We start from the raw sequence: 22995 nt of genomic DNA on the forward strand, positions 1-22995 counted from the left end.
ACCCGCCTCAGTCAAATAATCAGACCAATTCGTATTGAACATTCAGTCAAAAAATGAGCCGTCGACTATTGTATCTCCCGTTGTTACTGGCCTTGCTGTGTGCCGGCTGCAGTACCACTCGCCCTCAGTCAGCCCTGCAGCATGAGGAATTCGGAGAAAGCGGCGTGTTTACACGCAGCTTTCCCGGTACAGAACAATCCGCCTGTGAAGCGGCACGGCGTGCGCTATTGAGTCAGGGCTATGTTATCAACGACTGGAAGCCCGCGATTATCAAGGGTCGCCGCAAATACCAGCATGATGCAGAAGTCCATGCGGAAATTGAATTCAATGTCGTTTGCGTTGCCAATAGCCAGGGCAGCAACAGCACTACCGTGTTTGCCAATGCCGTGCGCGACCGTTACTCGCTCAAGAAAAGTAATACTTCCGCCAGCATCGGCGTCAGCGCCATTGGCTCAGTCTCGCTGCCGTTCGGCTCAACAGATGATGCGCTGGTCAAAGTCGCGAGTGAAACGATACCAACCGGTCAGTTTTATAACCAGTTTTTTGACCTTGTAGAGCGCTATCTGGACGTAAGCCAGATTCCCGCCGATACAGACAGCAGCAAAAAAGAAGGCAGCCCCGAAACACCTGCCGCTACCAATGCAAACAATGTCAGCAATGCGAAAACCGTATCTGCCAATCCTGAAAAAACGGACACCGGCACAGCACGAAAAAATGATGTCGCTCAATAGACGACCTGCATGAACGATCTGCACAAACCGTTCGGTAAGCCGATGCAAAGCGATGATCTGCAGCGCCTGCTGGAGTTGAAAATGCCTTATGGCAAATATCAGGGGAAACTGATGGTCGATTTACCCGGGCATTACCTCGGATGGTTTGCCCGCCAGGGTTTTCCCAAAGGTGAAATCGGCCGTCTGCTGGAACTGATGTACGAGATCGATCACAATGATCTGCGCAGTCTGCTGCTGCCGTTACGCCGCATGGAAAAATAATCGTTCAGTATCCGATCCCGTCTTTTAACCGTGTGCACCATAAGGTAGTATGCCAGTGCTAACACGACGTCAATCTTGCCTGAAATCTCGCAGGCTGCCTGTTATTCGGACGACTGAATCCAGTCGTTGAGTTTAAGACTGAATATGGATCATCTTTCAGGCCTGATGTTTCATGATACGAAACACCGGATAACGCAACCATTCCGGCTCTCTGAAACGCTGGCAATGCGAAAAAATAAAATCCAGAACGGCATTCTGCCGGGTCAACAATGCCGGATTATCCAGTTTCCACTGTTCAAAGGCTGCGCGGGTATCCGGCTCATCACGCAAGATTTCTGCTGCAGTGTCTTCGAACACGTAGTCCGAGTAGTGTTCTTTCTTTTCGAGTACGCTGTTGAAAAATCCCCAGCGGAAAAAACTGTCATGCGCCTGCGGCTCCAGCGTTTCGATGACATAACGCGCCTGTGGCTGGTCCAGTCGGATCAGATAATCCCCGGCTTCGGCGAGAACGGTCTCGCTGCTGGTTGCCATTTGGATCTGTTCATGAAACAAATGCCCCTCATACGCACCTGAACGCGACTGCACCGACTGAATCCGGTAAATTTCGACCTGTATCGTGCGTGAGTTTTCAAGACGCTCCATCTGAACGCCGTTCCATTGCAACCGTTCAATGACATGGCGCCATGCCTGCGGCAGCAGATAAGCCTGCGGCTGCTGAACCGTGATATCAGCAACAAAACGATTAAAGTAAGGAATCTCTTTTTCCCAGGGCTGATGCCGGTCATAAGACAAACGGGTGTAGCTGCCGATCTGACTCGGGTGGTACACAGCCTGATAACCTCTGAACAGGAAACGGGATGGCTGATTCCGGTCGGATTTCCAGCTGACGGTAACTTCCTGATGAGCGCGTGTGGCGGCGCGTGCCTGCTGGCGCAAACGCTGAATATCTGCAGCATTTCTGACAGTCAGCTCAAGCACCGTTTCCACCAGCGCCCGCATCGACGCATAGCGGTCAGCAAATGGTTTGAGCATGTGCGTTTCAGGCATGAAACCGATCGTGTGATGCAAGGCGGCATATCCGGTAGAAAAACGCGGCGTTTCGAGAAAATCTTCAATGCCGTGATCGGGAATATCACTGATCGGGTTCACATACGGACAGGTTGGCCAGCCGCGCTGCACCATTCCGGCATAAATCTCCGGCAGCATCACATCACTCAGATAAGGGCCAAGACCATTTCCGAGTTTATCGGTCTGGGTCTGAATCAGGGTCATGGTGTACTGGTAATCGGCACCGTTGGAAGTGTGTGTATCCACCATCACGTCCGGGCTCCAGTAGCTGAAAAACCGGTTGAATACCTGTGCGTTCAGGCTATCGCATTTGATGAAATCCCGGTTCAGATCCAGATGCAGGCTGTTGCCGCGAAAGCCAAAAGATTCAGGGCCGTCCTGATTCACGCGGGAAGTATTCTGGCGATTCAGGCTACCATCGACGTTATACAGCGGAATAAACAGAAAGACTGTTTTTCCCAGAGCTGCCAGCCGTTCTGGCTGCGTGCAAAAATCGCGCACCAGCGCCATACAGGCGTCGACACCCTCCGGTTCGCCTGGATGAATGCCGTTATTATTAAAAAATACCGGACGCCCTTCCCGTAGTATTTGCTCACGGTCAAACACGCCATCTGCGGTCACGATACCGGCATGCAACGGTCTGCCGGCATCCGTATGGCCGATCACGGCGAAGTGCAGTATCCGGGGAAACTGCTCAGCGAGTCTCTGGTAAAAATCAATGCACTCAACCCAGGTCGTGGTCTGATTCTGGTTGCCGGATTCATACGGTGTGAGCAGCGACGGATGAGAAGTCGGAGTGATCATGAGAATATCGCATGGAATAAAGAAGTAGAGATTTTAGCTGATATCCCATGGCATACTGCACGGGATAATGATTTATGGAGCGCGACATGACGGATGTCGAATTACTGCAATTAAAACAATCCTGCCACAGTATTTTCTCCGGCCATGCGCTGCTCAGTCCGGCAGACAGTTTTTCCAGAATGGCGCAATGGTGCGAGCAACAGCAAATTCAGCACGATGTGTATGGGGAAGGTGAATTCGTTCAGAAATTTGAAGCGAAGATCGCCTCACTGCTGGGAATGGAGGCTGCGGTGTTCTGTATGACCGGTACGCTGGCACAGGTAACTGCTTTAAGGTTGGCCTGTACCGAACGTGGCAGCCCGCTGGTCGCCTTGCATCCGACCTCGCATATCTTGCTGCATGAACGCAGTAATTTTCAGGCACTTGACCATTTCACCGCACTGCAAATTGGCAACCCGCACCGTCCGTGGGATGTTGCAGATTTACAGAAACAACCTGAAAAAATCGCTGCTGCCCAATATGAATTGCCCATGCGCGAAATCGGCGGACAACTTCCGGACTGGGACAGCCTGGAAGCCATCAAATCCTATTGCCATACACAGAATATTCATCTGCACATGGATGGCGCCCGGTTATGGGAAGCCAGTGCCGGCCTGAACAAGAGTCTGCAGGAGATTGCCGCCGGTTTTGACAGCGTTTATGTGTCGTTTTACAAAGGAATAGGTGGTATGGGCGGTGCCATGCTGCTGGGGAATAAAAACCTGATCGCCAAAGCCAGAGTCTGGATGCACCGGCAAGGAGGAAATGTGTTCCGGCGCACCCCTTATGTCGTCGCTGCGGCAATGCAGTTTGATCAGCAACTGGCACAAATGCCCGCCTACCTTGCCAGAACCAGGGATGTATTCAGAATTTTGCAGAACTATCCAGAGTTCCAAACCAACCCGGCTACACCACAGGTGAACATGTTTCATCTGCATCTCCCGATGGATAAAGATACGGCAATCCATTTGCGCAATCAGATTGCGGCGGAACAAGGTATCTGGTTGTTCAATCAGGCAGTGCACGCAAGCCTGCCCAATCGCAGTATGTTTGAATGGTATGTCGGAGATCAGTTATTGCACCTGAGCGATACAGTGATCCGGCAAGGGCTGGACCAGTTGCGGTCAGGCATGCAGCAACGTAATTTCTGATACCGGAGTCGGTAACGCGGGTACATCACGCACAGGAACCGGTAGTATTCTGCTGGTCCGCAGAATACCTCACGGGTTCTGCACACCCTGCTGGACAAGCAGACTCTGCACCCGGTTGCGTACAAAGTGGATATGGCTGCGCAAGCCGTATAATTCCTCAGCATAAGACAAGGGTACGCTGATGTGATTGACCTTGTTTTCAATCTCGTCCAGTCGGCGCAATTGCCTTTCCAGCACAGGGATCTTGTCTTCCGGATTCAGATGATCAATCACTTGTTCGACCGTTCTGAGCTGGCCATACCAGCGATAAATACGGGAACGGATACGCCAGACATACAGCGGTGGAATAATTTTTGACAACGGCAGCAATAAAGCGCCCAGCGCCACCAGCACCACCCACATACGCTCTACAAAATTCGCCATCCAGAACGAGAGATAACGCTGCAATACCGGTGGGCCGTTTTTATAAAATTTTTCAGCTTCCGCAGCCACCGGAATTTCGGTATAGCGATCGGAAGGAAATTCTCCCTGCCGACTCAGCCAGTCTGCTTTGCTGTGAATTCGCTGCGCTGCCTGCAGTAATTGTCCCATCAGTGCCGGGTGCAGGCTTTCATGCGCCACCAGCGTGGCAGTGGGTGAAATCAGGTGATAGTCGCGCGAAGGAATATCCAGTCCGATATCGACAATCCCGCGTGGCAGCACCACCTGTGACAGGTAAGGGAAGCGCCGGGTATATGCTTCAGCCTGGACAAAATCAAACAGCCGGACTCCCGGTGTCTGCAACAGCATCTGCACCAGCGGCGCATCGCTGGCCGTACTGAACACCAGCACATCCATTTTCCCATCCAGAAACGCCATCGTTGCCGGCGTATCTTCGAGTCGCTGCAGGCTGACGTCTTCCGGACTCATGCTGTTAACAGAGAGTATCTGTTCAAAGATACGCCGCACGCCGGTGCCTTCGGCACCGATATTGATGCGTTTTCCGCGAAACTGGCTGATGGTCGTCAGCTCTTTTTTATCACGATAAAAAATCCAGATCGGTTCGTAAAACAAACTACCCAGAGAAACCAGCCCTTTATCTGACGCCTGTACCGGATCAGTTGAACCGCTGCGTACAAATCCGACTTCAATTTCCGAATCCGGATCGCTGATGCGCTCCAGATTCTGACTCGACCCCTGAGAAGTATGAAAGCGCAGGGTAATCTGATTTTTTGCCAGCTCTTCGGCATAGCGTTTTGCCAGACGTTCGTAGCCGCTGTTCTCCGGCCCGGTAGACATATCAACCACACGCGATGGCGCCGGATCAACCAGCCAGAGACCGAGGCCGCCAACGATCAGCACCATCAGCGTCACCGGGCCAAACGCCACGATCAGGTCACGCAGGGAAAACAACGTGAATTTAATCTTCTGCATCAGTCCGCTGCCGGCAAGCTAACCGGAACATATTCTGAACCCAGCTGATCCAGCCCTGCACACATTTTGACAAAGGCTGCCTCGATCTGTGCCGGTTCTCCTTTGACACCCAGCTCGATATGACGCCGTTGCGTGGCGCTGCCGACACTCGGCAGGCTGAATACTTTAATCAGTGGAAATTCCGCTTCCAGCGCTTCCATCAGCGGTGTCAGAACAGACTCAATACCTTCATAAACCAGCACCGATTTTTCGGCACGCTGTTGCTGATGAAACAGATGAGCATAATGCGTGTCCAGTACCCAGGCGATCATGGGCCAGGCCATGACCGGAAATCCGGGGACAAAATAATGACTGGAAATGGCAAAACCCGGAATTTTGTTATAGGGATTCGGAATCAGCTCGGCCCCCAGCGGAAACTCACCCATTTTCAGACGCTGCCGGTTATCCTCACTGTTCAGATCAGTCGTCTTGCCGGCTTCGGCAGCCATATCCAGAATACGCTGCTGTATCAGCAGCTTCGCTTCAGGATGCAACTGTAATGGCAAATTCAGCGCAGTCGCCGCACACTGCCGGGTATGGTCATCCGGCGTGGCACCAATGCCGCCGGTCGAAAACACGATATCGCTACTGGCAAAGCTGCGTTTCAACACCGCCGTGATGCGATCCCGGTCATCGCCGACATACTCGGCCCAGTCCAGCTGCAATCCACGCTCATGCAAAGTAGCGATCACCTGCGGCAAATGCTTGTCCTGTCGTTTTCCGGACAATATCTCGTCACCGATAATGATTAAACCGATTCCCATCCACATTCTCCAGAGTCAGATAGCTTGTACATCGTCAGGCGGCTTGCGGCACTGGTTCGGTCCGAACCCGCATCTTAGCCAGCGCTGCCAGACAATAATGCTGAAACCACAAGCCGGTAAACACAAATACCAGAACATACAGCCAGATCGCCAATCCTGCCAGTACCGGTAAAAACATCACAGACAACACACCGCCCAGCCATAATAAGCCAGGCGCTGCGCCAAAGAGCCCGGCAATCGTTCCCATCAGTAGCAAAGCGCCGCGATGCTGCCGGATCAGCGCAATACGCTCTTCCCTGTCGGCATGTGCCGACAGCGCATCATAAGCCATCACCCGATAGGTCAGCCAGCCCCATAACAAAGGCTGAATCACCAGGCTTGCTATTGGGAACAGGGTCAGCGGCAGCGTCAGTAGCCACAGCACGGCAAAAATGATGAATGACATCAGCGAATACCCCAGGCTGCCTATTAAAGAACCCCCCTGACGCTGCTCCAGCTGCGGATAATGCCGGATACCGACATGCCGGCTGATCGCAGGCATCGCAAACAAGCCAATACACAATAACGCAGTAAACACCATCAGCGGCAACAGCAACCACATCGCCACCAACGGTGCCACCATCGCCTTGAACGCAAACAAGCCCAGCATCGCCAGCACATCGCCGGCAGTCTGAAAGCTGTTATGCACGGCAAACCACTGCTGGATATAGTCGATCATCGCCTGCAGGCCAAACCACATGGCAACGCTCCAGATCAGCAATGCTGCCAGAAATGGGGCGAATGTCAGTAGCAGCATGCGGATGTGCAATTGTGCCGCCACCGCACGCCCCCATGCGATTCCTACTGCAGCAATATTCATTCCGCCCCCTTAGCAACCGACTCATCCAGTCCCAGCATACGCTGTAAGCCCAGCCACTGCTGCGACCAGAACCCCTTGCCATAGTCGCGCGCGGTACCCTCGGGTACAGGCAACTGATCACGAATACCGGTCATGACAAATTCCTTGCTGAACAGCGCTGTGCCGAACAAGACATCCCAGACCGGAAACAAGACCGCAAAATTATGTCCGCCCAGCGTGCCTTTGCCATGCGCTTCATGTCCCAATCCGATTGCATGATGCAGGCGATGATAGCGCGGCGACACCAGCAGGTATTCCCCCAGGCGTCCGAAGTGGATGCGGACATTGGCATGCTGCAGGCTCTGCAACATCTGCGTTGCCATGACCAGCAGCACATACTGTCCTGGCTCAATGCCGATCACCAGAGCGATCACGCCCATGTAAATGCCGCGCAGCAAATCATCCAGCAAATGATTACGGTTATCGCTCCACAGATTCAGATTACGCTGACTGTGATGCAGGCTGTGCAGACCCCACCACCAGTTAAACTGATGTTCCGCCCGGTGATACCAGTAATCAAAAAAATCCAGCACGATCAGATATGCCAGAAACAGCAGCGCGGGATGCATCAGGAAACCTGGCCATAAATCTTCCAGATTAAATGGTTTCAGACCTTCGAGATGCAGAAAGCCGGTCACTGCATCGAACACCGGTGTCAGGATAAAAAAGGCTGCCAGTGCAAATCCACCCAGCCGGTGCAGCGCCGTGTAAAGAAAATCATTCCATCGCGCATTGCGATCCGTGACAGGATGCACCGGAATCCAGGCCTCCAGCGGACGCAGGACAATCAACAGAATGATCAATTGCAGCACACCCAGTACAAACCATTCCACGCCCTCAAATGAGTCCTCCACATACTCGCCCAGTCCGAGATAAAACATGGCTGGCTGGACGATCATTTCAAAAATCCATGCCTGCAGATTCGCCAGTAGATCGGGTAAATTCATCATTGCTTCAGCTTATAAGAAGGATGCTCACGTAATGTGGCAAAACAAAAATTTTTCTGTTCCAGTCCGGTAATCAGCGGCTCCAGATTTTCTGGCATCCAGGCTTGCCTGCGCGACCAGATGCCCAGATGCGCCATGAAAATATCACCGTCCGAAAGATGGTCGAGCAGTTTTTTTAATAACATCGGATTGGGAAATTTTTCACTGGACAATTCATCGCCGGAAAATCCGGCAGGAGACCAGCCGACATGACGATAACCGCAGGCCTCACCCGCTTTGAGCAGTTCCGGCGTCAACTTGCCACCGGGTGCGCGCCACAAGAGATCGAGCCTGTGACCGGTAAGCGTACTGAAACGTTCATCGACGCGGCGTAATTCCTCGCAATACTGCTGCGCGGTCCAGCTCTGAGTCTGACCAGCGTGGGCGCCGAATTGCGGCCTCACCAGAATCCGCCCGTCCGGCAGGTCACGGATTACATACACATGATCAAACGTATGCGTGCCAAAAGCATGCCCGTCCTGCACCAGACTTTTCCAGTAGGCAGCCCAGGTGGGATCAAGCGAATAATCCTGATTCACTGTTTTTTCATTTGCGAGAAAAAAGGTGGCACGGATATGATGCCGGCGTAATACAGACGCGATAAAAGCTGCCTGTGACTGGCTGCCGGTATCAAAGGTCAGGTACACCGTTCCCTGACAGCCAGAAGTAGCCGTTGCCGGTACCGCCGCGCTCTGTTGCACTGGCCAGATGGCACTGGCCAGCCATAACGCAGCGACCGCCTTTTTACATATTCGGCGCACGATTTGCAAAGAACACGCCATGCGGGGAACGGCCGACAGGAATCAGTCTGATCACTTTGCGGGAAGGAATATCGACAACGGCGACTTTTTTAATCCAGCGCAGAGTCGCCCACAAAGTCTTGCCGTCAGCACTGACCTCCATACAATCCGGACCGCCGGGCACGGCAATGTTGCCCACCATTTCCAGTGTCTGCTGATCCAGAATATTGATTTCATTGGAGGTGCGGTTAGACACGAAAATATGTCGCCTGTCACCCAAAGCGCGGAAATTATGTGTACCAACGCCTGCCTTGATACGTTTGACGGTTTTCTGCGCCCGCCAGTCGATCACTTCCACATAATCCTTGCCCATGATGCCGACCAGCAGATATTTATCATCCGGAGTCATGGCAATCCCGGCCGGCAACTTGCCAACCGGAAGTGTCCATTTGATTTTTTGCGTGGCTAAATCAATTGCCGAGACCTGATCGCTGCCCTGCTGGGTAATAAAAACCGTTGTGCTGGCCGCATCAAATGCCATGTGACTGGGTAATTTCGCCAGGGGAACACGATTCACAATTTTCAGGTCAGTACCATCAAAACGGTAAAAATCAACCCGGTCCAGCCGCAGCGAATTGGAAACAAACCATTTTTGGTCAGGAGAAAAACCGATCTGATAAGGGTCTGCCACATCCTTGACCCGGCGCTGGATCTGTCCGGTTCTAGGATCGAGGAACACCAGTTCGTCACCAACGGCATTTGCCACGATCAGCGATTTATTATCCGGTGTCGCCATCAGGTGATGCGGTTCTTTACCGACCGGAAAAGTACTGATCTCTTTGTAGGTCTGCTGATCCAGCAGGCTCACCGTCGCATCCCGCGAATTCAGTACCACCACGACATTGCCCTGCGTCATTGCCGAGAACGCCGGAAAAATAAAACCCAACAATAAAGATGCCACCAGGAAACGACTACGCATGAAAGAAAACCGCCAATAAATAAATCAAGACTGCATTCTACCGTGCCTCTTCAGGACCGGCTTTGTTTCGCTGTACTGTTTTTCCGGATTTCTACCGGCATTGAGAAAAATCAAGGTGCCGGTACGCTGTGACAGCAATCCCTTTGCATCCGATGCAGGTGGTGGTGGCGGATCGCAGTTTCAGTCAAAATCCGCTGTAATGGCACTTATGTTTTACAATTGCGCCACTTTGTAAGATTTATTTGAATATTTGAAAGGAAATTTCATGAGCACAATCACGACCGTCAGCGGCCTGCAATATGAAGATAAAGTTGTTGGCGAAGGCGCGGAAGCGCAGGCAGGCCATCACGTCGTCGTTCATTACACCGGCTGGCTGCAAAATCCGGATGGCAGGGCAGGCAAAAAATTTGATTCCAGCAAAGACCGTAACGACCCGTTTTCCTTCCCACTCGGTGCCGGTCACGTCATCAAAGGCTGGGATGAAGGCGTGCAGGGTATGAAAATCGGCGGCACCCGCATCCTAACCATTCCCTCCAGCCTGGGCTATGGTCCGCGCGGCGCTGGCGGCGTGATTCCGCCGAATGCAACCCTGATTTTTGAAGTCGAGCTGCTGGGCGTGTAAGTCATTCCAAACAGGCAAGCTTGCAAACGTGAATCGCAGTACAGCCAGTTCATGGCAGCATAAATAAAAAAACGGCAGAATCTGCCGTTTTTTATTGCGCCCCATATTTCAGAGAGTTTCAGAAAATTTCAGGGAATTATTCTTGAATGAAATGCTGACGATAGTACTTCAGCTCTTCAATCGATTCGACAATATCGGCCAGCGCGGTATGTTTCTGATGCTTTTTAAAGCCGGTTGAGATCGCGGGTTTCCAGCGGCGACACAATTCTTTCAGAGTCGAGACATCCAGGTTCCGGTAATGGAAAAATGCTTCCAGCTTCGGCATGCCGCGCGCCATAAATCGACGATCCTGACAAATAGAATTACCGCACATCGGCGATTTTCCTGCGGGTACATACGGCTTCAGGAAAGCAATCAAGGCCAGCTCGGCATCCCCCTCACTGATCGTCGATGCCTTGACCTTGTCGATCAGACCGGAACGTCCGTGCGTTCCCTTATTCCAGGCATCCATTTTATCAAGCGTCTCATCGGACTGATGGATCGCAAAGACCGGTCCTTCAGCCAGGATATTCAGTTGCGAATCGGTGACCACCACGGCAATCTCGATAATCCGGTCATTATCAGGGTCCAGCCCGGTCATTTCCAGATCAACCCAGATCAGATTCATCTCGTTTGGACGTGCTGGCGGAGTGCTGTTTGTTTGCAGGTCGGTCGCTTGTGACATAATTCTTCCTTAGCTTTTTTACGAATGTCACATTTTCCCATGAATTCCCACGTCTTTTCGGTTTTCTTCATCACCGTTCTGCTACTGACGCTGCTGGTACAGTTCTGGCTCGCCTCCCGTCATATCCGCCATATCCTGCAACACCGTGCAGAAGTTCCCGCCCAGTTTGCTGCCAGTATTCCGCTGGCAGCACATCAGAAAGCAGCCGATTACACGATCGCCAAAACCAAATTGTCTCTGGTACTGCTGATCTTCAATGCGCTGATACTGACCGGCTTCACTCTGTTTGGCGGCTTACTATGGCTGTCGGCGAATGTTCTGGCACTCACCGGTCCCGGCATGATTTACCAGTTGGCACTACTGGTCAGTTTTGCTGTGATCAGCAGCGCGCTGGAGCTGCCGTTTTCTTATTATTCTCAATTTGTCCTAGAGCAGAAATTCGGATTCAATAAAATGACTCCGGCACTGTTTTTTACCGATCTGCTGAAAAGCACATTGCTGGGCACACTGATCGGTCTGCCGCTGATCTGGGTTGTGCTGACCCTGATGGACAAAGCGGGTGAACTCTGGTGGTTTTATGCATGGCTGGTCTGGACTGGTTTTCAGCTCCTGATGATGCTGATTTACCCCAGTGTGATTGCACCGCTTTTCAATAAATTCACACCGCTGGAAGACGACAGTCTGCGCGTCCGGATTGAAGGCCTGATGAAAAGAACCGCGTTTGCATCCAAAGGACTGTTTGTCATGGATGGCTCAAAGCGCAGCGCGCATGGCAATGCGTATTTTTCCGGCTTTGGCGCAGCCAAGCGTATTGTTTTTTTCGATACGCTGATCGCACGCCTGGCACCGCAAGAGGTAGAAGCTGTGCTGGCGCATGAACTGGGGCATTTCAAATTGCGCCACATCATGAAACGGATGGCCGTGATTTTTATCCTGTCGCTGGCGTTTCTGGCGCTGCTCGGCTATCTAAAACAGCAAGTCTGGTTCTATACCGGCCTGGGAGTGGATCCTCTGTTGCTGGCGAAGAATGATGCGATGGCGCTGATTCTGTTTATGCTGACCTTGCCGGTATTCACCTTTCTGTTCTCGCCCCTGAGTTCACTCAGCTCGCGCAAACATGAATTTGAAGCCGATGCGTTCGCGGCGAAATATACCAATGCCGGCGATCTGATCAGCGCACTGGTCAAGCTGTACGAAGACAATGCCTCAACACTGACCCCAGACCCGCTGCATTCTGCATTTTATGATTCACACCCACCTGCATCCGTCAGGATTCAGCATCTGCTGCCCGCCCGTGCAACGTAAATGGTAACCATGCAAGGAATAATCATGATCAAAACGAATGATCTGCTGTCCCGTAAATCACAACACACCGAAACGGCATTAGCGGAATCGCTTCTCGCTGACTATTTTGCGGCCACACCGGGCTGGACGCAGGATGGCCCGCGCATTGTGAAAACCTATCAGTTCAAGAATTATTACGAAACGCTGGCATTCATCAACGCCATCGCTTATGTCATTCATGCAGAAGATCATCACCCGGAACTGACTGTCACTTACAATCGCTGCGTAATCCGTTTTGACACTCACACGGTGAATGATGGCAAAGGTGGCATTTCAGAAAATGATTTTATCTGCGCCGCCAAGGTTGATGCCGTGTTTGAGCAGAATTTTTCCTGATGGAATTGCAACATGGTCTGGTGATTGCGGCTCACGGACGGCATTATCTGGTACAGGCCGAAATCAATGGCGCTTCCTGCAAACTACACTGTGTCACCCGCGGCAAAAAAAGTGATGTGTCAGTCGGTGATCTGGTGGATTTTGCCCTGACCTCAAAAGACCAGGGTGTCATTGAAGCCATTCAGCCGCGCCGCACATTGCTGTACCGCTCGGATCAATACAAATCCAAAATGCTGGCGGCAAACCTGACCCGGCTGCTGATTATCGTCGCCACCGAACCCAGTTTCAGCGATGATCTGGTATCACGGGCGCTGGTCGCTGCCGAATCTGCGGGCATACAACCACATCTGATTCTGAACAAAACCGACGTCAGCGCCGCCCTGCCTAAGGCGCGTGAACGGGTCGCCCTGTATGCCAGCCTGGGCTATCCGGTACACGAAGTCTCGGTCAGAGTTGAGTCTGAAGCGACGCGCGCCTTGCTGATACAACTGACGCAGCATCAGAGCACCATCCTGATCGGTCAGTCAGGCATGGGGAAATCATCGCTGATCAATTTGCTGATACCGGATGCAGAAATAGCGACACGGGAAATCTCCGCCGCGCTCGATACCGGCAAACACACCACGACATTTACCCGTCTGTATCAGATGGATCAGGATTCACTGGTGATCGATTCACCGGGCTTTCAGGAATTCGGATTGCATCATCTGACGGAAGGTATGCTGGAACGGGCATTTCCGGAATTTATACCTCACCTGGGACACTGTAAATTCTACAATTGCCACCATCATGCCGAGCCCGGCTGCGCCGTACTGGCGGCAGTCAGCAACGGCCAGATTACGGTAATGCGGCACCAGCTATTTAAACAGCTGGTGCATGAATCCGCCCAAACCATCGGCTATTGAGGTCAGCAGGGGCGTTGTTACAGGCGGCCCTGCTTCAGGTCTTCCAGCCAGACCCGCTCGGACGGTTTGAACGGCTTTTGCAGCATGCGTTCCGGAATTTCCCATACCACGACCTTGGGCGGCTCCTGCTGAAAAATCTTGCCATGCAAATATGCGGTAGCCGAGCCGTCAAAATCACCGCCATCCTTGGCCAGATTGGCAATCGGCGCACCAAGATGCTGACTCAGCATAGGAACAAAATTGCCGCGCAGGCTGAATGATGTGCCGATCAGTGCAACAGCCGGCAAACCGGTATCGCCAAACAGATCATCACTCTTGCTGACCACAGGTGCGACCACGCTGGTCGCCGTTTTTTCAATGGCAGGCCGCCACCATTCCGGCAGACCTTCCAGATTAGACACCCGGAACAAATCTCCCATGCGCTCTGCGATGCTGGTTTTGACCGCATCCGCCGGTATGCCGTGAGCAGGCTTGTCAACCAGTTGTAACTGCACCAGGTGCGCAGCAATCGCTGCTGCTGCCGCATTGGCACCAGCCTCATTCCAGTGAGAATCGGTCCGGTAATAACGCTCACCATGAAATGCCGTCAGTGGCACGCTCAGATCAATGACCTCCACCTGCCTAGAACGGATAGTACTCATCCAGTCCTGCGCTCGCTGGGTGAAGCCTGCTGGCCGGTGCAGGCTGCATAAATGCTGCTGCTCGATCCGGGATTTATCGGGTGTAACGGCAACCACCAGCCGGATATTTTTTTTCTCCAGCAACTGGGCAACCTGTCCGACCATATAGGCGCGGGCATTGGCATTTTGTGATCCGCCATCAAAGGTTGTCAATTCTTCCGACAGGAAAAACCATCCTTCACATCCGGTACGAACGGATGGACCGGTATCTCCGGCGATCTTCCAGTTTACGGCACGCTCTATCCGGGCGAACGGCTTGCTCCACAAAAAATGCTCATTCAGCTGACTGGTGAAGCGGCGTGTGGATTCTCCCTGAAGAACCGGTTTCAGATACGCCATCTCCGCCCATTTGGCGGCAGGAACCTCCCGCAGAGACAGTACGGTGACACACAGGCCGGTGATCAGGATCAGCGCAAAAGCACAGGCAGGGATGAAGCGCCAGATACCGGCACTTTTTGCATCAAAGGAAAAAGATTCGCTCATATTTTCCTCTCAGAACTGAAAATATAAAAATGGAATCGCCTTTTGTCCGACCAGCACGATCACGGCATAGGTAAAGGTCATCACCGGCCAGATCATGCTCCAGCTCATGATACCCAGACCACCACGTTTTGCGATTCGGGTGGCGGGATACAGTACGCAGACCAGTCCCAGTGCAAAGGTCAGCAGGATGCTGGGACGCAGTGCGAGAATCACCTCATCCCCGATCGCCATGCCATTGAGCCCCAACTGCCCTGACCACATCGTCAGCGCATTATCAAACCCTGCGGCGCGAAAAATCGTCCAGGCAAACATCACCGCAAGCAGGGTCAGTGTGCGTGATGCAAAATCCGGCATGGACCAGCCGCGCTGGGTAAACGCCCGGTCACAACAGAGTGCCGCGCCGTGGATGAAGCCCCAGATCAGATAATTCCAATTATCGCCACCGTGCCATAAGCCGCCGATCGCCATGGTCAGCATCAGATTCACGTAAGTGCGCATCTGTCCGTGACGGTTGCCGCCAAGGCTGATATACAGGTAATCGCGCAGCCAGGAAGATAATGTCATGTGCCAGCGGCGCCAGAAATCCTGTATCGATACCGCCAGATAGGGATGATTGAAATTCTCTTCAAAACGAAAACCGAGCATCAGGCCAAGCCCGATCGCCATGGCGCTGTAACCAGCGAAATCGAAGTAGAGCTGCAGCGTGTACGCAAGACATCCAACCCATGCGTCGTAAAAGCCGGGATGCTTCAATCCGAATACCAGCGCCACCACCGGAGACAGCGTATCGGCAATCAGCACTTTCATGGAAAAACCGATCATGAAGCGCCGCGCACCCAACGTGAACTGATCGAAAGAAAATACCCGCTCCCGTAATTCACGGTCAATGACTTTATAACGGACGATCGGCCCCGCAATCAGATGCGGAAACATTGCCATATAAGCGCTGAAAGAAATGAAACTATACTGCGCCGGTACTGTTTTGCGCCGTACATCGACAATATAGGAAATCGCGTGCAACACCGTGAATGACAGGCCGATCGGCAGCATCAGGTTTTCCCACGGAATGACCGGCATTTGCCTGCCCGTCAGAATCGTGTTAAGTGAGGCCACGACCATATTGGTGTATTTGTACCAGACCAGCGACACCAGATTCAGCACGATCGTTGCCGCCATCAGGCGGGTTTTGATTTTCTCGTCGCCTGCGCGGTCAATCAGTATCGCAGCCCCCCAGGCAAGGATGGTCAGCGCAATGATCAGCAACAGAAATTTAGGCGTCCACCAGGCATAAAACAGCCAACTGCCGACCAGAAGGGTGTGATTGCGGTAATGCTGGGGCGTTATCAGATACAGCGCAAAAAACAGCGGCAGGAATAAAGTCAGAAATTCTAACGAGGCAAATACCATGGCAACAGCTCTGACTCAAATCAGGAAGTAGTATCGCGGACAAAAAATGCCTGTCTGCCCTTTTTCGCTGGAATCACGATCACGCTGTAACGTTCCCCGGCCTGCAATTGCGACATGTCCACGGCAGCACCTGCCGGATCTGCACCGCAATGCGCCTGCACGGTCAGCGCTACCGGATTAACCAGACGGCGCTGCAATGCGGCGGGTTTCACGTTTTCAAAAATCATGGCGCCTTTGGCGCCACCAGTCAGCGAAGCAGCCGCACAGCTATCATCCAGATTCATCAGGGAAATGGAAGAACGCATCGCGTTAAAATCCGTCGGAGTTTCCCGAACCAGCAGACTATCAAGGCCGTTGGACTTGCTGACAACCGCGACGGTAATAAATTCACCGGGCTTGGCTACCAGCTCGACCGAATTTTTGCTGTTGCCTGACTGAACAGTCGCGTGCAGTTTGTCGCCCGCCTTCACCGGATAAAAACGGGAAGCGCGACCATCATTTTTGATATCCAGACTGACTCTAGCATTGCCATTGACGACCGTCACTTTGTCCTGGCTGGCATTGAGAAAACGTACGAAGGACGAATCCTGCCCCGGGCCGGTTTCATACAATGGATTGTCGGCGTAGGCAGTCACAGAAAATGCAGAAACAAGAGCAGTCAGGATGAGCTTTTTCATTTTTATTGTCGGTAGTTGCAGGTTCAGATGTGTCACATTTTTCAGATACAGGCTATGTCATGGACGCAGCCTGTATCCTTGCAGCCAGTATGACTGTTTATCGCTTGACCGTATTCAGAACTGCCGGGGAACTGATGGCATTGCCAATAGCAGCGCCCCATGCTTTGTAACCGGCATTGTCAAAGTGCTGACCATCAATCGTTCCCCATTCACCCGGCTTCGAGAGCGTCAGGGAGTCGACATAAGTGCACGGTGCAACGATTTCAGACAGGTAGCCGGACATTTCTTTGGCACGCGCAAAAGTCTTATTGAATTTACCGCCCTCGGTTCCCCATGCAGGGCCAACCCAGGCACAGGCAACACCGTTATTTTTCACACCTTTGGTCAGACGGCTTACCTGCTGCCAGATCCATGTCTTTGGTAATTCCGGCTGACTGTAGGAAGCCATCGTATCGCCATTCACCACCACCACCAGATTCGGCTTGTAGGTCTTGATCAGTTCATTGAATGGCCGGGTCATGGCATCCTGACCGGTCTTCACCTCCACCGGACCGTCTTTGAGACGTACCGCTCCGCCACAGGAAGACTGCGTCTTCACCATCCACTCACCGGCGGCAACACCGCAGGCTCCAAACGAATACACCACAGCGCCCTTATTCATCAGGTCATCATGCAGGGTGGTGATCAGATAATCGGGTGTTGACATATGGCTGTCGCCAATGATCAGTACGGTCAGTCCGGCTAAAAGTGCGCTCATGGTAGATAAACTCGGATAATGGGGTTTGTACTCATTCCGTCAGCCACAGAGCAGATGCCAGATTGGCTAACGGAACACTTTTTTGTCCAGCAAGTAATTGTTTCAAGCTTGCATTATAAGTAGGAAGCGTGTTTTTGATACTGACAGAAGAGCAACTTTTTCAAGTTGAATTACTTTTTTTTACAAATTCACAAAAATTAACAAGTCTGAACAAGCCGAAACTCGCCCGTTTCCCAAAAACCATTTTTCCGCTCTTTTTCTCCGATCTTTTTTTGAAAAACATCGTAATATCCTGTACAAAGAGTACTTCCCCTGAATTTAATATGGGGGAGCAGTCGTAATCCCTTATAATGAAGCAGTTATGACAGGCGGCGGCAAGCTATCTTGCTGCCCGTTTTATTTATGGCCATCAAACATTATCTGCAATTTTCTGATTTCACGCTGTCTGAATACGAGTATCTGATGCAGCGTGCTCGCGTCATCAAGCAACGTTTCAAAGCTTACCAGACCTATCATCCCCTGCTGGATCGGACACTGGTCATGGTATTTGAAAAAAATTCCACCCGCACCCGCCTGTCGTTCGAAGCAGGCATGCACCAGCTCGGCGGTGCAGCGATCTACCTCAATACCCGCGACAGCCAGCTGGGGCGGGGCGAACCGGTGGAAGATGCAGGTCAGGTTATGTCCCGCATGTGCGACATCATCATGATCCGCACGTTTGAGCAGGAAATGATTGAACGTTTTGCGGCAAATTCCCGCGTGCCTGTGATTAACGGCCTGACCAATCAGCATCATCCCTGCCAGGTACTGGCCGATGTCTTTACGTATATAGAGCACCGCGGTTCGATTACCGGCAAGAAAGTAGCCTGGGTCGGCGATGCCAACAACATGCTGTATTCCTGGCTGCAGGCAGCCCAGGTATTCAATTTTCATCTGCATGTCTCTACCCCGAAGGGTTATGACATGGATATGTCGCTGGTGGCTGCAGATAACCGCCATTACACCCTGTTCGCCCATCCATCCGATGCCTGCGAAGGTGTTGACCTGGTCAATACCGACGTCTGGACCAGCATGGGTTACGAAGCAGAGAATCAGGCGCGTCTGAAAGCTTTCGATGGCTGGATCGTGGATGAGGCAAAAATGGCACGCGCCAATCCCGATGCGTTATTCATGCATTGCCTGCCCGCCCATCGCGGCGAGGAAGTATCCGCTGGCGTCATCGACGGTCCGCAATCTGTAGTCTGGGATGAAGCAGAAAACCGGCTGCACGTACAAAAAGCATTGCTGGAATATCTTGTGGTAGGGGAAATACGATGATTGATCACAGCGGTATTACCGTCAGCGATTATCCGCGCAGCAAATCGTTTTATACTCAGGCGCTGAATGCACTTGGTTACCAGTTGCTGGTTGAGGTACCGGCAGCGGTAACCGGCACCACGGATGTCGCCGGTTTTGGTGAAGCGCCGAAACCCGATTTCTGGCTGTCCAGAGCCACCCCGCAAAAACCCGCGCATCAGCAGCCGGTGCATTTTGCATTTCGCGCCGGCAGCCGCGCTCAGGTCGATGCGTTTTATCATGCCGCTCTGGCAGCTGGCGGTCGCGACAATGGCGCCCCAGGACTGCGACCTCATTATCATCCGGATTACTATGGCGCTTTTGTGCTGGATCCGGATGGACATAACATCGAAGCGGTCTGTCACGCACCGCGATAATCTCACTACCTTTTATTGAAGCATCCGATACTGATTTCATACTAGTCCCACTGCAATTTCTGAAAGAACATCATGAGCGATATTAAGAAAGTCGTCCTCGCCTATTCCGGCGGCCTGGATACCTCGGTAATCCTGAAGTGGCTGCAAGACAATTATCAATGCGAGATCGTGACCTTCACGGCCGACCTCGGTCAGGGTGAAGAGCTGGAACCGGCACGCGCCAAAGCCATCAAATTCGGCATTAAGCCGGAAAATATTTACATCGACGATGTGCGTGAAGAATTCGTGCGCGATTTCGTGTTTCCGATGTTCCGTGCCAACACCATTTACGAAGGTGAATATCTGCTCGGCACCTCGATCGCCCGTCCGCTGATCGCCAAACGTCTGATCGACATCGCAAAAGAAACCGGTGCCGATGCGATCTCTCACGGTGCGACAGGCAAAGGCAATGATCAGGTGCGTTTTGAACTCGGTGCCTATGCCCTGATGCCGAATGTCAAAATCATCGCCCCATGGCGCGAATGGGATCTGCTGTCACGCGAAAAACTGCTGAAATATGCAGAGGATGCCGGTATCGACATCGACATGAAACACAAAAACGGCGGCGCACCTTACTCAATGGATGCCAACCTGTTGCACATCAGCTTTGAAGGTCGTCATCTGGAAAACCCGAGCGCCGAGGCCGAGGAAAGCATGTGGCGCTGGACCGTCAGCCCGGAACAGGCACCAGACGCACCGGAATATCTGGACATCGAATTTGAACGCGGCGACATCGTTGCTCTGAATGGCAAACGCCTGTCTCCAGCCGCTGTCCTGACCGAGCTGAACCGCCTCGGCGGCAAGCATGGCATTGGCCGTCTGGATCTGGTAGAAAACCGCTATGTCGGCATGAAATCCCGCGGCTGCTACGAAACCCCGGGCGGCACCATCATGCTGCGAGCACACCGTGCGATCGAATCGATCACGCTGGACCGTGAAGTCGCGCACCTGAAAGATGACCTGATGCCGCGTTACGCCAGCATGATTTATAACGGCTACTGGTGGGCGCCAGAGCGTGTCGCGTTGCAGACACTGATCGATCATACCCAGCAGACTGTGAATGGCTGGGTGCGCGTGAAGCTCTACAAAGGCAATGTGATCACCGTCGCCCGTGACTCCAAAACAGATTCCCTGTTCGACATGAACATTGCAACTTTCGATGAAGATGGCGGTGCGTATAACCAGGCGGATGCCGGTGGCTTCATCAAGCTGAATGCCTTACGGATGCGCATTGCAGCAAACGCCCGCGCAAAACGCGGTCAGTAATCCTCCCGTTCAGCATCACACCGATACGGCCTGCCAGATTATCTGCGGGCCGTTTTTTCAGGATATTTCAGGATATTTTATGAGTACTCAATTCGATCAGGTCAGCGTCGTCAAAAAAGCCAATATCTATTTTGATGGCAAATGCGTTTCCCATACCGTGTTGCTGGCCGACGGCAGCAAAAAAACGATAGGCGTGATTTTTCCATCCAGCCTGGTATTCAATACGGCAGCCGCAGAAATCATGGAACTGAATGCAGGCAAATGCCGCATCCGCCTCAAAGGCGGCGACACTTGGGACAGCTATGAAGGCGGGCAGCAATTCAGTGTGCCGGCCAATTCCAGCTTTGAGATTGAAACGCTGGAAACGCTGGACTATGTATGCCACTTCGTCGCATAAAGACAATCCAGAAAACAGGCGCAGCAACGGCATAACGACTGCCATCAACTAATAAAAAAAGGGATGTGATGCATCCCTTTTTTAATACGGCACAGCAAAGCGCTCAGAGTCAGACCGGCAAACAGACAGAGAGACGGGCAGCTCAGACTTTGGTCGTTTTTTTGAAATCACGCGGACGGAATCCCATCACGCCCAATGCGGCAAAATAGGCCGCGGCAGACGCCAGAATCAGCAACGCAAGTGCACCGGCACGCAGTATGGGCGTATGTTTCATCTCCAGCCAGTGAAACTGGTCCGAGATCCAGGATGATACCGCTGCCATCAGCAGCAACGCCGCCGTCAGCTTCAACAGGAACATGCCCCAGCCTTTTTGTGGATGAAAAATACCGCGGCGGCGCAGACCAATGAACAGCAGCAAGGCATTCACGCAAGCACCCAGCCCGACTGATAGTGCCAGCCCGGCGTGGGCAATCCACGGTACAAACACCAGATTCATGAGCTGCGTTGCAATCATGACGCTGACGGCGATTTTGACCGGTGTACGGATATCCTGCCGTGCATAGAAGCCCGGCGCAAGAATTTTCACCACAATCAGGCCAATCAGCCCGATACCGTAGGAAACCAGGGCTTTGGACGTCATTTGTACTGCATGAGCGTCAAATTTCTGATGATGGAACAGGGTTGCAGTCAGCGCTTCGGGAATCGTTGCCAACGCCACCGCAGCCGGCATCGCCAGTAAAAAGGTCAGGCGCAGACCCCAGTCCAGTAAGGCCGAATATTCTTCCGTATCGCCATCGGCATTCGCCTTCGACAAACCCGGCAACAGGATCGTGCCCAGCGCAACACCCAGTAATGCCGTCGGAAACTCCATCAGACGGTCGGCACTTGCGAGCCAGCTGGTGCTGCCCTCGACCATTTTGGAGGCCAGACTGGTATTGATCAGAATACTGATCTGCGATGCCGACACCGCCAGAATGGCAGGCAGCATGTTGCGCACAATCCGCCGTACGCCTTCATCCTGCCAGGCCGTGCCGGGCCGCCAGCCAATGCGTGGCAACATACCTATCCTGATCAGCGCCGGCACCTGAATCGCCATCTGCAACACGCCGCCGACAAACACTGCAATCGCCAGCGCGTAAATCGGCTGCTCCAGATAACGCGACAACCAAAGCGAACCCGCAATCGAACTCAGGTTATAAACAACCGGAGTAAACGCCGGAATTTTAAATTCGCGCCAGGTATTCAGGATGCCGCCAGCCAGCGCCACCATGGACATAAAGCCGATGTAAGGAAACATGATGCGCGTCATCACCACGCTGGCATGAAACACGGCTGGCCGGTCCAGCAAGCCGTTGGCCGCCACATACAGAATCACCGGCGCGCCGACGATACCGAGCGCGCAGGTCAGCAGCAACGCCCAGGTCAGCAGAGTACCGACGTGATCGACCAGGTCTTTGGTAGCGCCTTCCCCTTTCTGGGTTTTATATTCGGCCAGAATCGGCACGAACGCCTGGGCAAAAGCGCCTTCGGCAAATAAGCGCCGCAACAGATTGGGAATGCGGAAAGCGATATTGAAGGCATCGGACAGGGCATTGGCCCCAAACTGCGAATTGATCAGAATATCGCGGGCCAGACCGGTAATACGTGACAGCATGGTCATGCCGCTGATGGAGGCAAGGGTTTTTAATAAATTCATGGTGCGGCATTATAGCCCGACACACCGCGGTTAACTCAGCCGGCCGCCGGGACAGCAACAGGAAAATACTGCGACAG

The 22995-nt window shown here is 52.7% G+C and carries 24 protein-coding genes; 11 read left to right on the top strand and 13 right to left on the bottom strand.

Annotation, left to right across the window (positions count from 1 at the left end; all coding sequences use genetic code 11):
* The first annotated feature begins 53 nt into the window (after positions 1 to 53).
* Together HV832_RS04845 and HV832_RS04850 are read left to right on the top strand one after the other, a co-directional pair.
* Positions 54 to 731 carry a DUF2242 domain-containing protein gene (locus tag HV832_RS04845; RefSeq protein WP_176802410.1) on the top strand — a complete coding sequence of 226 codons (678 nt, stop codon included), beginning with the start codon at positions 54 to 56 and terminating at the stop codon, positions 729 to 731.
* A gap of 42 nt (positions 732 to 773) precedes the next feature.
* Positions 774 to 992, top strand: coding sequence for a DUF3820 family protein (locus HV832_RS04850; protein ID WP_176802529.1), 219 nt, complete (start codon positions 774 to 776; stop codon positions 990 to 992).
* Positions 993 to 1148: 156 nt separating this feature from the next.
* Here the strand turns inward: HV832_RS04850 and HV832_RS04855 are convergent, their stop codons facing one another.
* On the bottom strand, positions 1149 to 2864 hold the full coding sequence (locus HV832_RS04855; protein WP_176802411.1) for a M14 family zinc carboxypeptidase: 1716 nt from the start codon (positions 2862 to 2864) through the stop codon (positions 1149 to 1151).
* A gap of 74 nt (positions 2865 to 2938) precedes the next feature.
* Between HV832_RS04855 and HV832_RS04860 the strand changes: the two genes are divergently transcribed.
* Positions 2939 to 4054, top strand: a complete 1116-nt coding sequence (locus HV832_RS04860; protein ID WP_244954593.1) for a threonine aldolase family protein — start codon at positions 2939 to 2941, stop codon at positions 4052 to 4054.
* A 69-nt stretch (positions 4055 to 4123) separates the two neighbouring features.
* Here HV832_RS04860 and HV832_RS04865 read toward each other — a convergent pair whose 3' ends face one another.
* From HV832_RS04865 to HV832_RS04890, 6 genes are read right to left on the bottom strand one after another with little or no spacing between them, the layout of a single operon-like run.
* Positions 4124 to 5467 carry a TAXI family TRAP transporter solute-binding subunit gene (locus HV832_RS04865; protein ID WP_176802412.1) on the bottom strand — a complete coding sequence of 448 codons (1344 nt, stop codon included), beginning with the start codon at positions 5465 to 5467 and terminating at the stop codon, positions 4124 to 4126.
* Positions 5467 to 6270 carry a competence/damage-inducible protein A gene (locus tag HV832_RS04870; protein WP_176802413.1) on the bottom strand — a complete coding sequence of 268 codons (804 nt, stop codon included), beginning with the start codon at positions 6268 to 6270 and terminating at the stop codon, positions 5467 to 5469. The genes HV832_RS04865 and HV832_RS04870 overlap by 1 nt, the downstream gene beginning before the upstream one ends.
* A gap of 34 nt (positions 6271 to 6304) precedes the next feature.
* Positions 6305 to 7129 carry an EI24 domain-containing protein gene (locus HV832_RS04875; RefSeq protein WP_176802414.1) on the bottom strand — a complete coding sequence of 275 codons (825 nt, stop codon included), beginning with the start codon at positions 7127 to 7129 and terminating at the stop codon, positions 6305 to 6307.
* On the bottom strand, positions 7126 to 8118 hold the full coding sequence (locus HV832_RS04880) for a sterol desaturase family protein (protein ID WP_176802415.1): 993 nt from the start codon (positions 8116 to 8118) through the stop codon (positions 7126 to 7128). The genes HV832_RS04875 and HV832_RS04880 overlap by 4 nt, the downstream gene beginning before the upstream one ends.
* Positions 8115 to 8936, bottom strand: coding sequence for a polysaccharide deacetylase family protein (locus HV832_RS04885; RefSeq protein WP_176802416.1), 822 nt, complete (start codon positions 8934 to 8936; stop codon positions 8115 to 8117). Before HV832_RS04885 ends, HV832_RS04880 begins: the two co-directional genes overlap by 4 nt.
* Positions 8899 to 9873, bottom strand: coding sequence for a YVTN family beta-propeller repeat protein (locus tag HV832_RS04890; protein WP_176802417.1), 975 nt, complete (start codon positions 9871 to 9873; stop codon positions 8899 to 8901). The genes HV832_RS04885 and HV832_RS04890 overlap by 38 nt, the downstream gene beginning before the upstream one ends.
* A 265-nt stretch (positions 9874 to 10138) precedes the next feature.
* Between HV832_RS04890 and HV832_RS04895 the strand changes: the two genes are divergently transcribed.
* Positions 10139 to 10495 carry an FKBP-type peptidyl-prolyl cis-trans isomerase gene (locus HV832_RS04895; protein WP_176802418.1) on the top strand — a complete coding sequence of 119 codons (357 nt, stop codon included), beginning with the start codon at positions 10139 to 10141 and terminating at the stop codon, positions 10493 to 10495.
* Between the two features lie 136 nt (positions 10496 to 10631).
* Here HV832_RS04895 and orn read toward each other — a convergent pair whose 3' ends face one another.
* Positions 10632 to 11219 carry an oligoribonuclease gene (orn, locus tag HV832_RS04900; protein ID WP_176802419.1) on the bottom strand — a complete coding sequence of 196 codons (588 nt, stop codon included), beginning with the start codon at positions 11217 to 11219 and terminating at the stop codon, positions 10632 to 10634.
* 39 nt (positions 11220 to 11258) lie between these two features.
* On the opposite strand from orn, the gene HV832_RS04905 reads away from it, so the two are divergent.
* The 3 genes from HV832_RS04905 to rsgA are packed head-to-tail and all read left to right on the top strand — an operon-like array spanning position 11259 to position 13804.
* Positions 11259 to 12524, top strand: a complete 1266-nt coding sequence (locus HV832_RS04905) for a M48 family metallopeptidase (RefSeq protein ID WP_176802420.1) — start codon at positions 11259 to 11261, stop codon at positions 12522 to 12524.
* Between the two features lie 24 nt (positions 12525 to 12548).
* The gene (locus HV832_RS04910) at positions 12549 to 12899 is read left to right on the top strand and encodes a 4a-hydroxytetrahydrobiopterin dehydratase (protein WP_176802421.1); all 351 of its coding nucleotides are present in this window, start codon (positions 12549 to 12551) and stop codon (positions 12897 to 12899) included.
* Entirely contained in the window at positions 12899 to 13804 is a 906-nt protein-coding gene (gene rsgA / locus HV832_RS04915; RefSeq protein ID WP_176802422.1) for a ribosome small subunit-dependent GTPase A, read from the top strand. The genes HV832_RS04910 and rsgA overlap by 1 nt, the downstream gene beginning before the upstream one ends.
* A gap of 17 nt (positions 13805 to 13821) precedes the next feature.
* On the opposite strand, the gene HV832_RS04920 is transcribed toward rsgA, so the two are convergent.
* The 4 genes from HV832_RS04920 to HV832_RS04935 all read right to left on the bottom strand — a co-directional run bounded on the left by HV832_RS04920 (position 13822) and on the right by HV832_RS04935 (position 17808).
* Positions 13822 to 14967 (bottom strand): alginate O-acetyltransferase AlgX-related protein, encoded by a 1146-nt coding sequence (locus HV832_RS04920; protein WP_176802423.1) that lies wholly within the window; start codon positions 14965 to 14967, stop codon positions 13822 to 13824.
* 9 nt (positions 14968 to 14976) lie between these two features.
* Positions 14977 to 16374, bottom strand: a complete 1398-nt coding sequence (locus HV832_RS04925) for an MBOAT family O-acyltransferase (protein ID WP_176802424.1) — start codon at positions 16372 to 16374, stop codon at positions 14977 to 14979.
* Positions 16375 to 16394: 20 nt separating this feature from the next.
* The gene (locus tag HV832_RS04930; protein WP_176802425.1) at positions 16395 to 17051 is read right to left on the bottom strand and encodes an alginate O-acetyltransferase AlgF; all 657 of its coding nucleotides are present in this window, start codon (positions 17049 to 17051) and stop codon (positions 16395 to 16397) included.
* A 97-nt stretch (positions 17052 to 17148) separates the two neighbouring features.
* Positions 17149 to 17808 (bottom strand): SGNH/GDSL hydrolase family protein, encoded by a 660-nt coding sequence (locus tag HV832_RS04935; protein WP_176802426.1) that lies wholly within the window; start codon positions 17806 to 17808, stop codon positions 17149 to 17151.
* Positions 17809 to 18210: 402 nt separating this feature from the next.
* Here HV832_RS04935 and argF point away from each other — a divergent pair, with 402 nt between their 5' ends.
* The 4 genes from argF (at position 18211) to ppnP (ending at position 21222) form a co-directional block, all read left to right on the top strand.
* Positions 18211 to 19125: an ornithine carbamoyltransferase gene (argF, locus tag HV832_RS04940; protein WP_176802427.1), complete on the top strand. Its 915-nt coding sequence runs from the start codon at positions 18211 to 18213 to the stop codon at positions 19123 to 19125.
* Complete coding sequence (locus HV832_RS04945) at positions 19122 to 19520, top strand: VOC family protein (protein WP_176802428.1); 399 nt, start codon at positions 19122 to 19124, stop codon at positions 19518 to 19520. The genes argF and HV832_RS04945 overlap by 4 nt, the downstream gene beginning before the upstream one ends.
* A 72-nt stretch (positions 19521 to 19592) precedes the next feature.
* Entirely contained in the window at positions 19593 to 20825 is a 1233-nt protein-coding gene (locus tag HV832_RS04950) for an argininosuccinate synthase (protein ID WP_176802429.1), read from the top strand.
* Positions 20826 to 20904: 79 nt separating this feature from the next.
* Entirely contained in the window at positions 20905 to 21222 is a 318-nt protein-coding gene (gene ppnP, locus HV832_RS04955; RefSeq protein WP_176802430.1) for a pyrimidine/purine nucleoside phosphorylase, read from the top strand.
* Positions 21223 to 21364: 142 nt separating this feature from the next.
* Here the strand turns inward: ppnP and murJ are convergent, their stop codons facing one another.
* Complete coding sequence (murJ, locus tag HV832_RS04960) at positions 21365 to 22918, bottom strand: murein biosynthesis integral membrane protein MurJ (RefSeq protein ID WP_176802431.1); 1554 nt, start codon at positions 22916 to 22918, stop codon at positions 21365 to 21367.
* Positions 22919 to 22995 lie beyond the last annotated feature (77 nt).

The sequence above is a fragment of the Cognatundibacterium oligocarboniphilum genome (assembly GCF_013377855.1).
Lineage (GTDB): Bacteria > Pseudomonadota > Gammaproteobacteria > Burkholderiales > Burkholderiaceae_D > Undibacterium > Undibacterium oligocarboniphilum.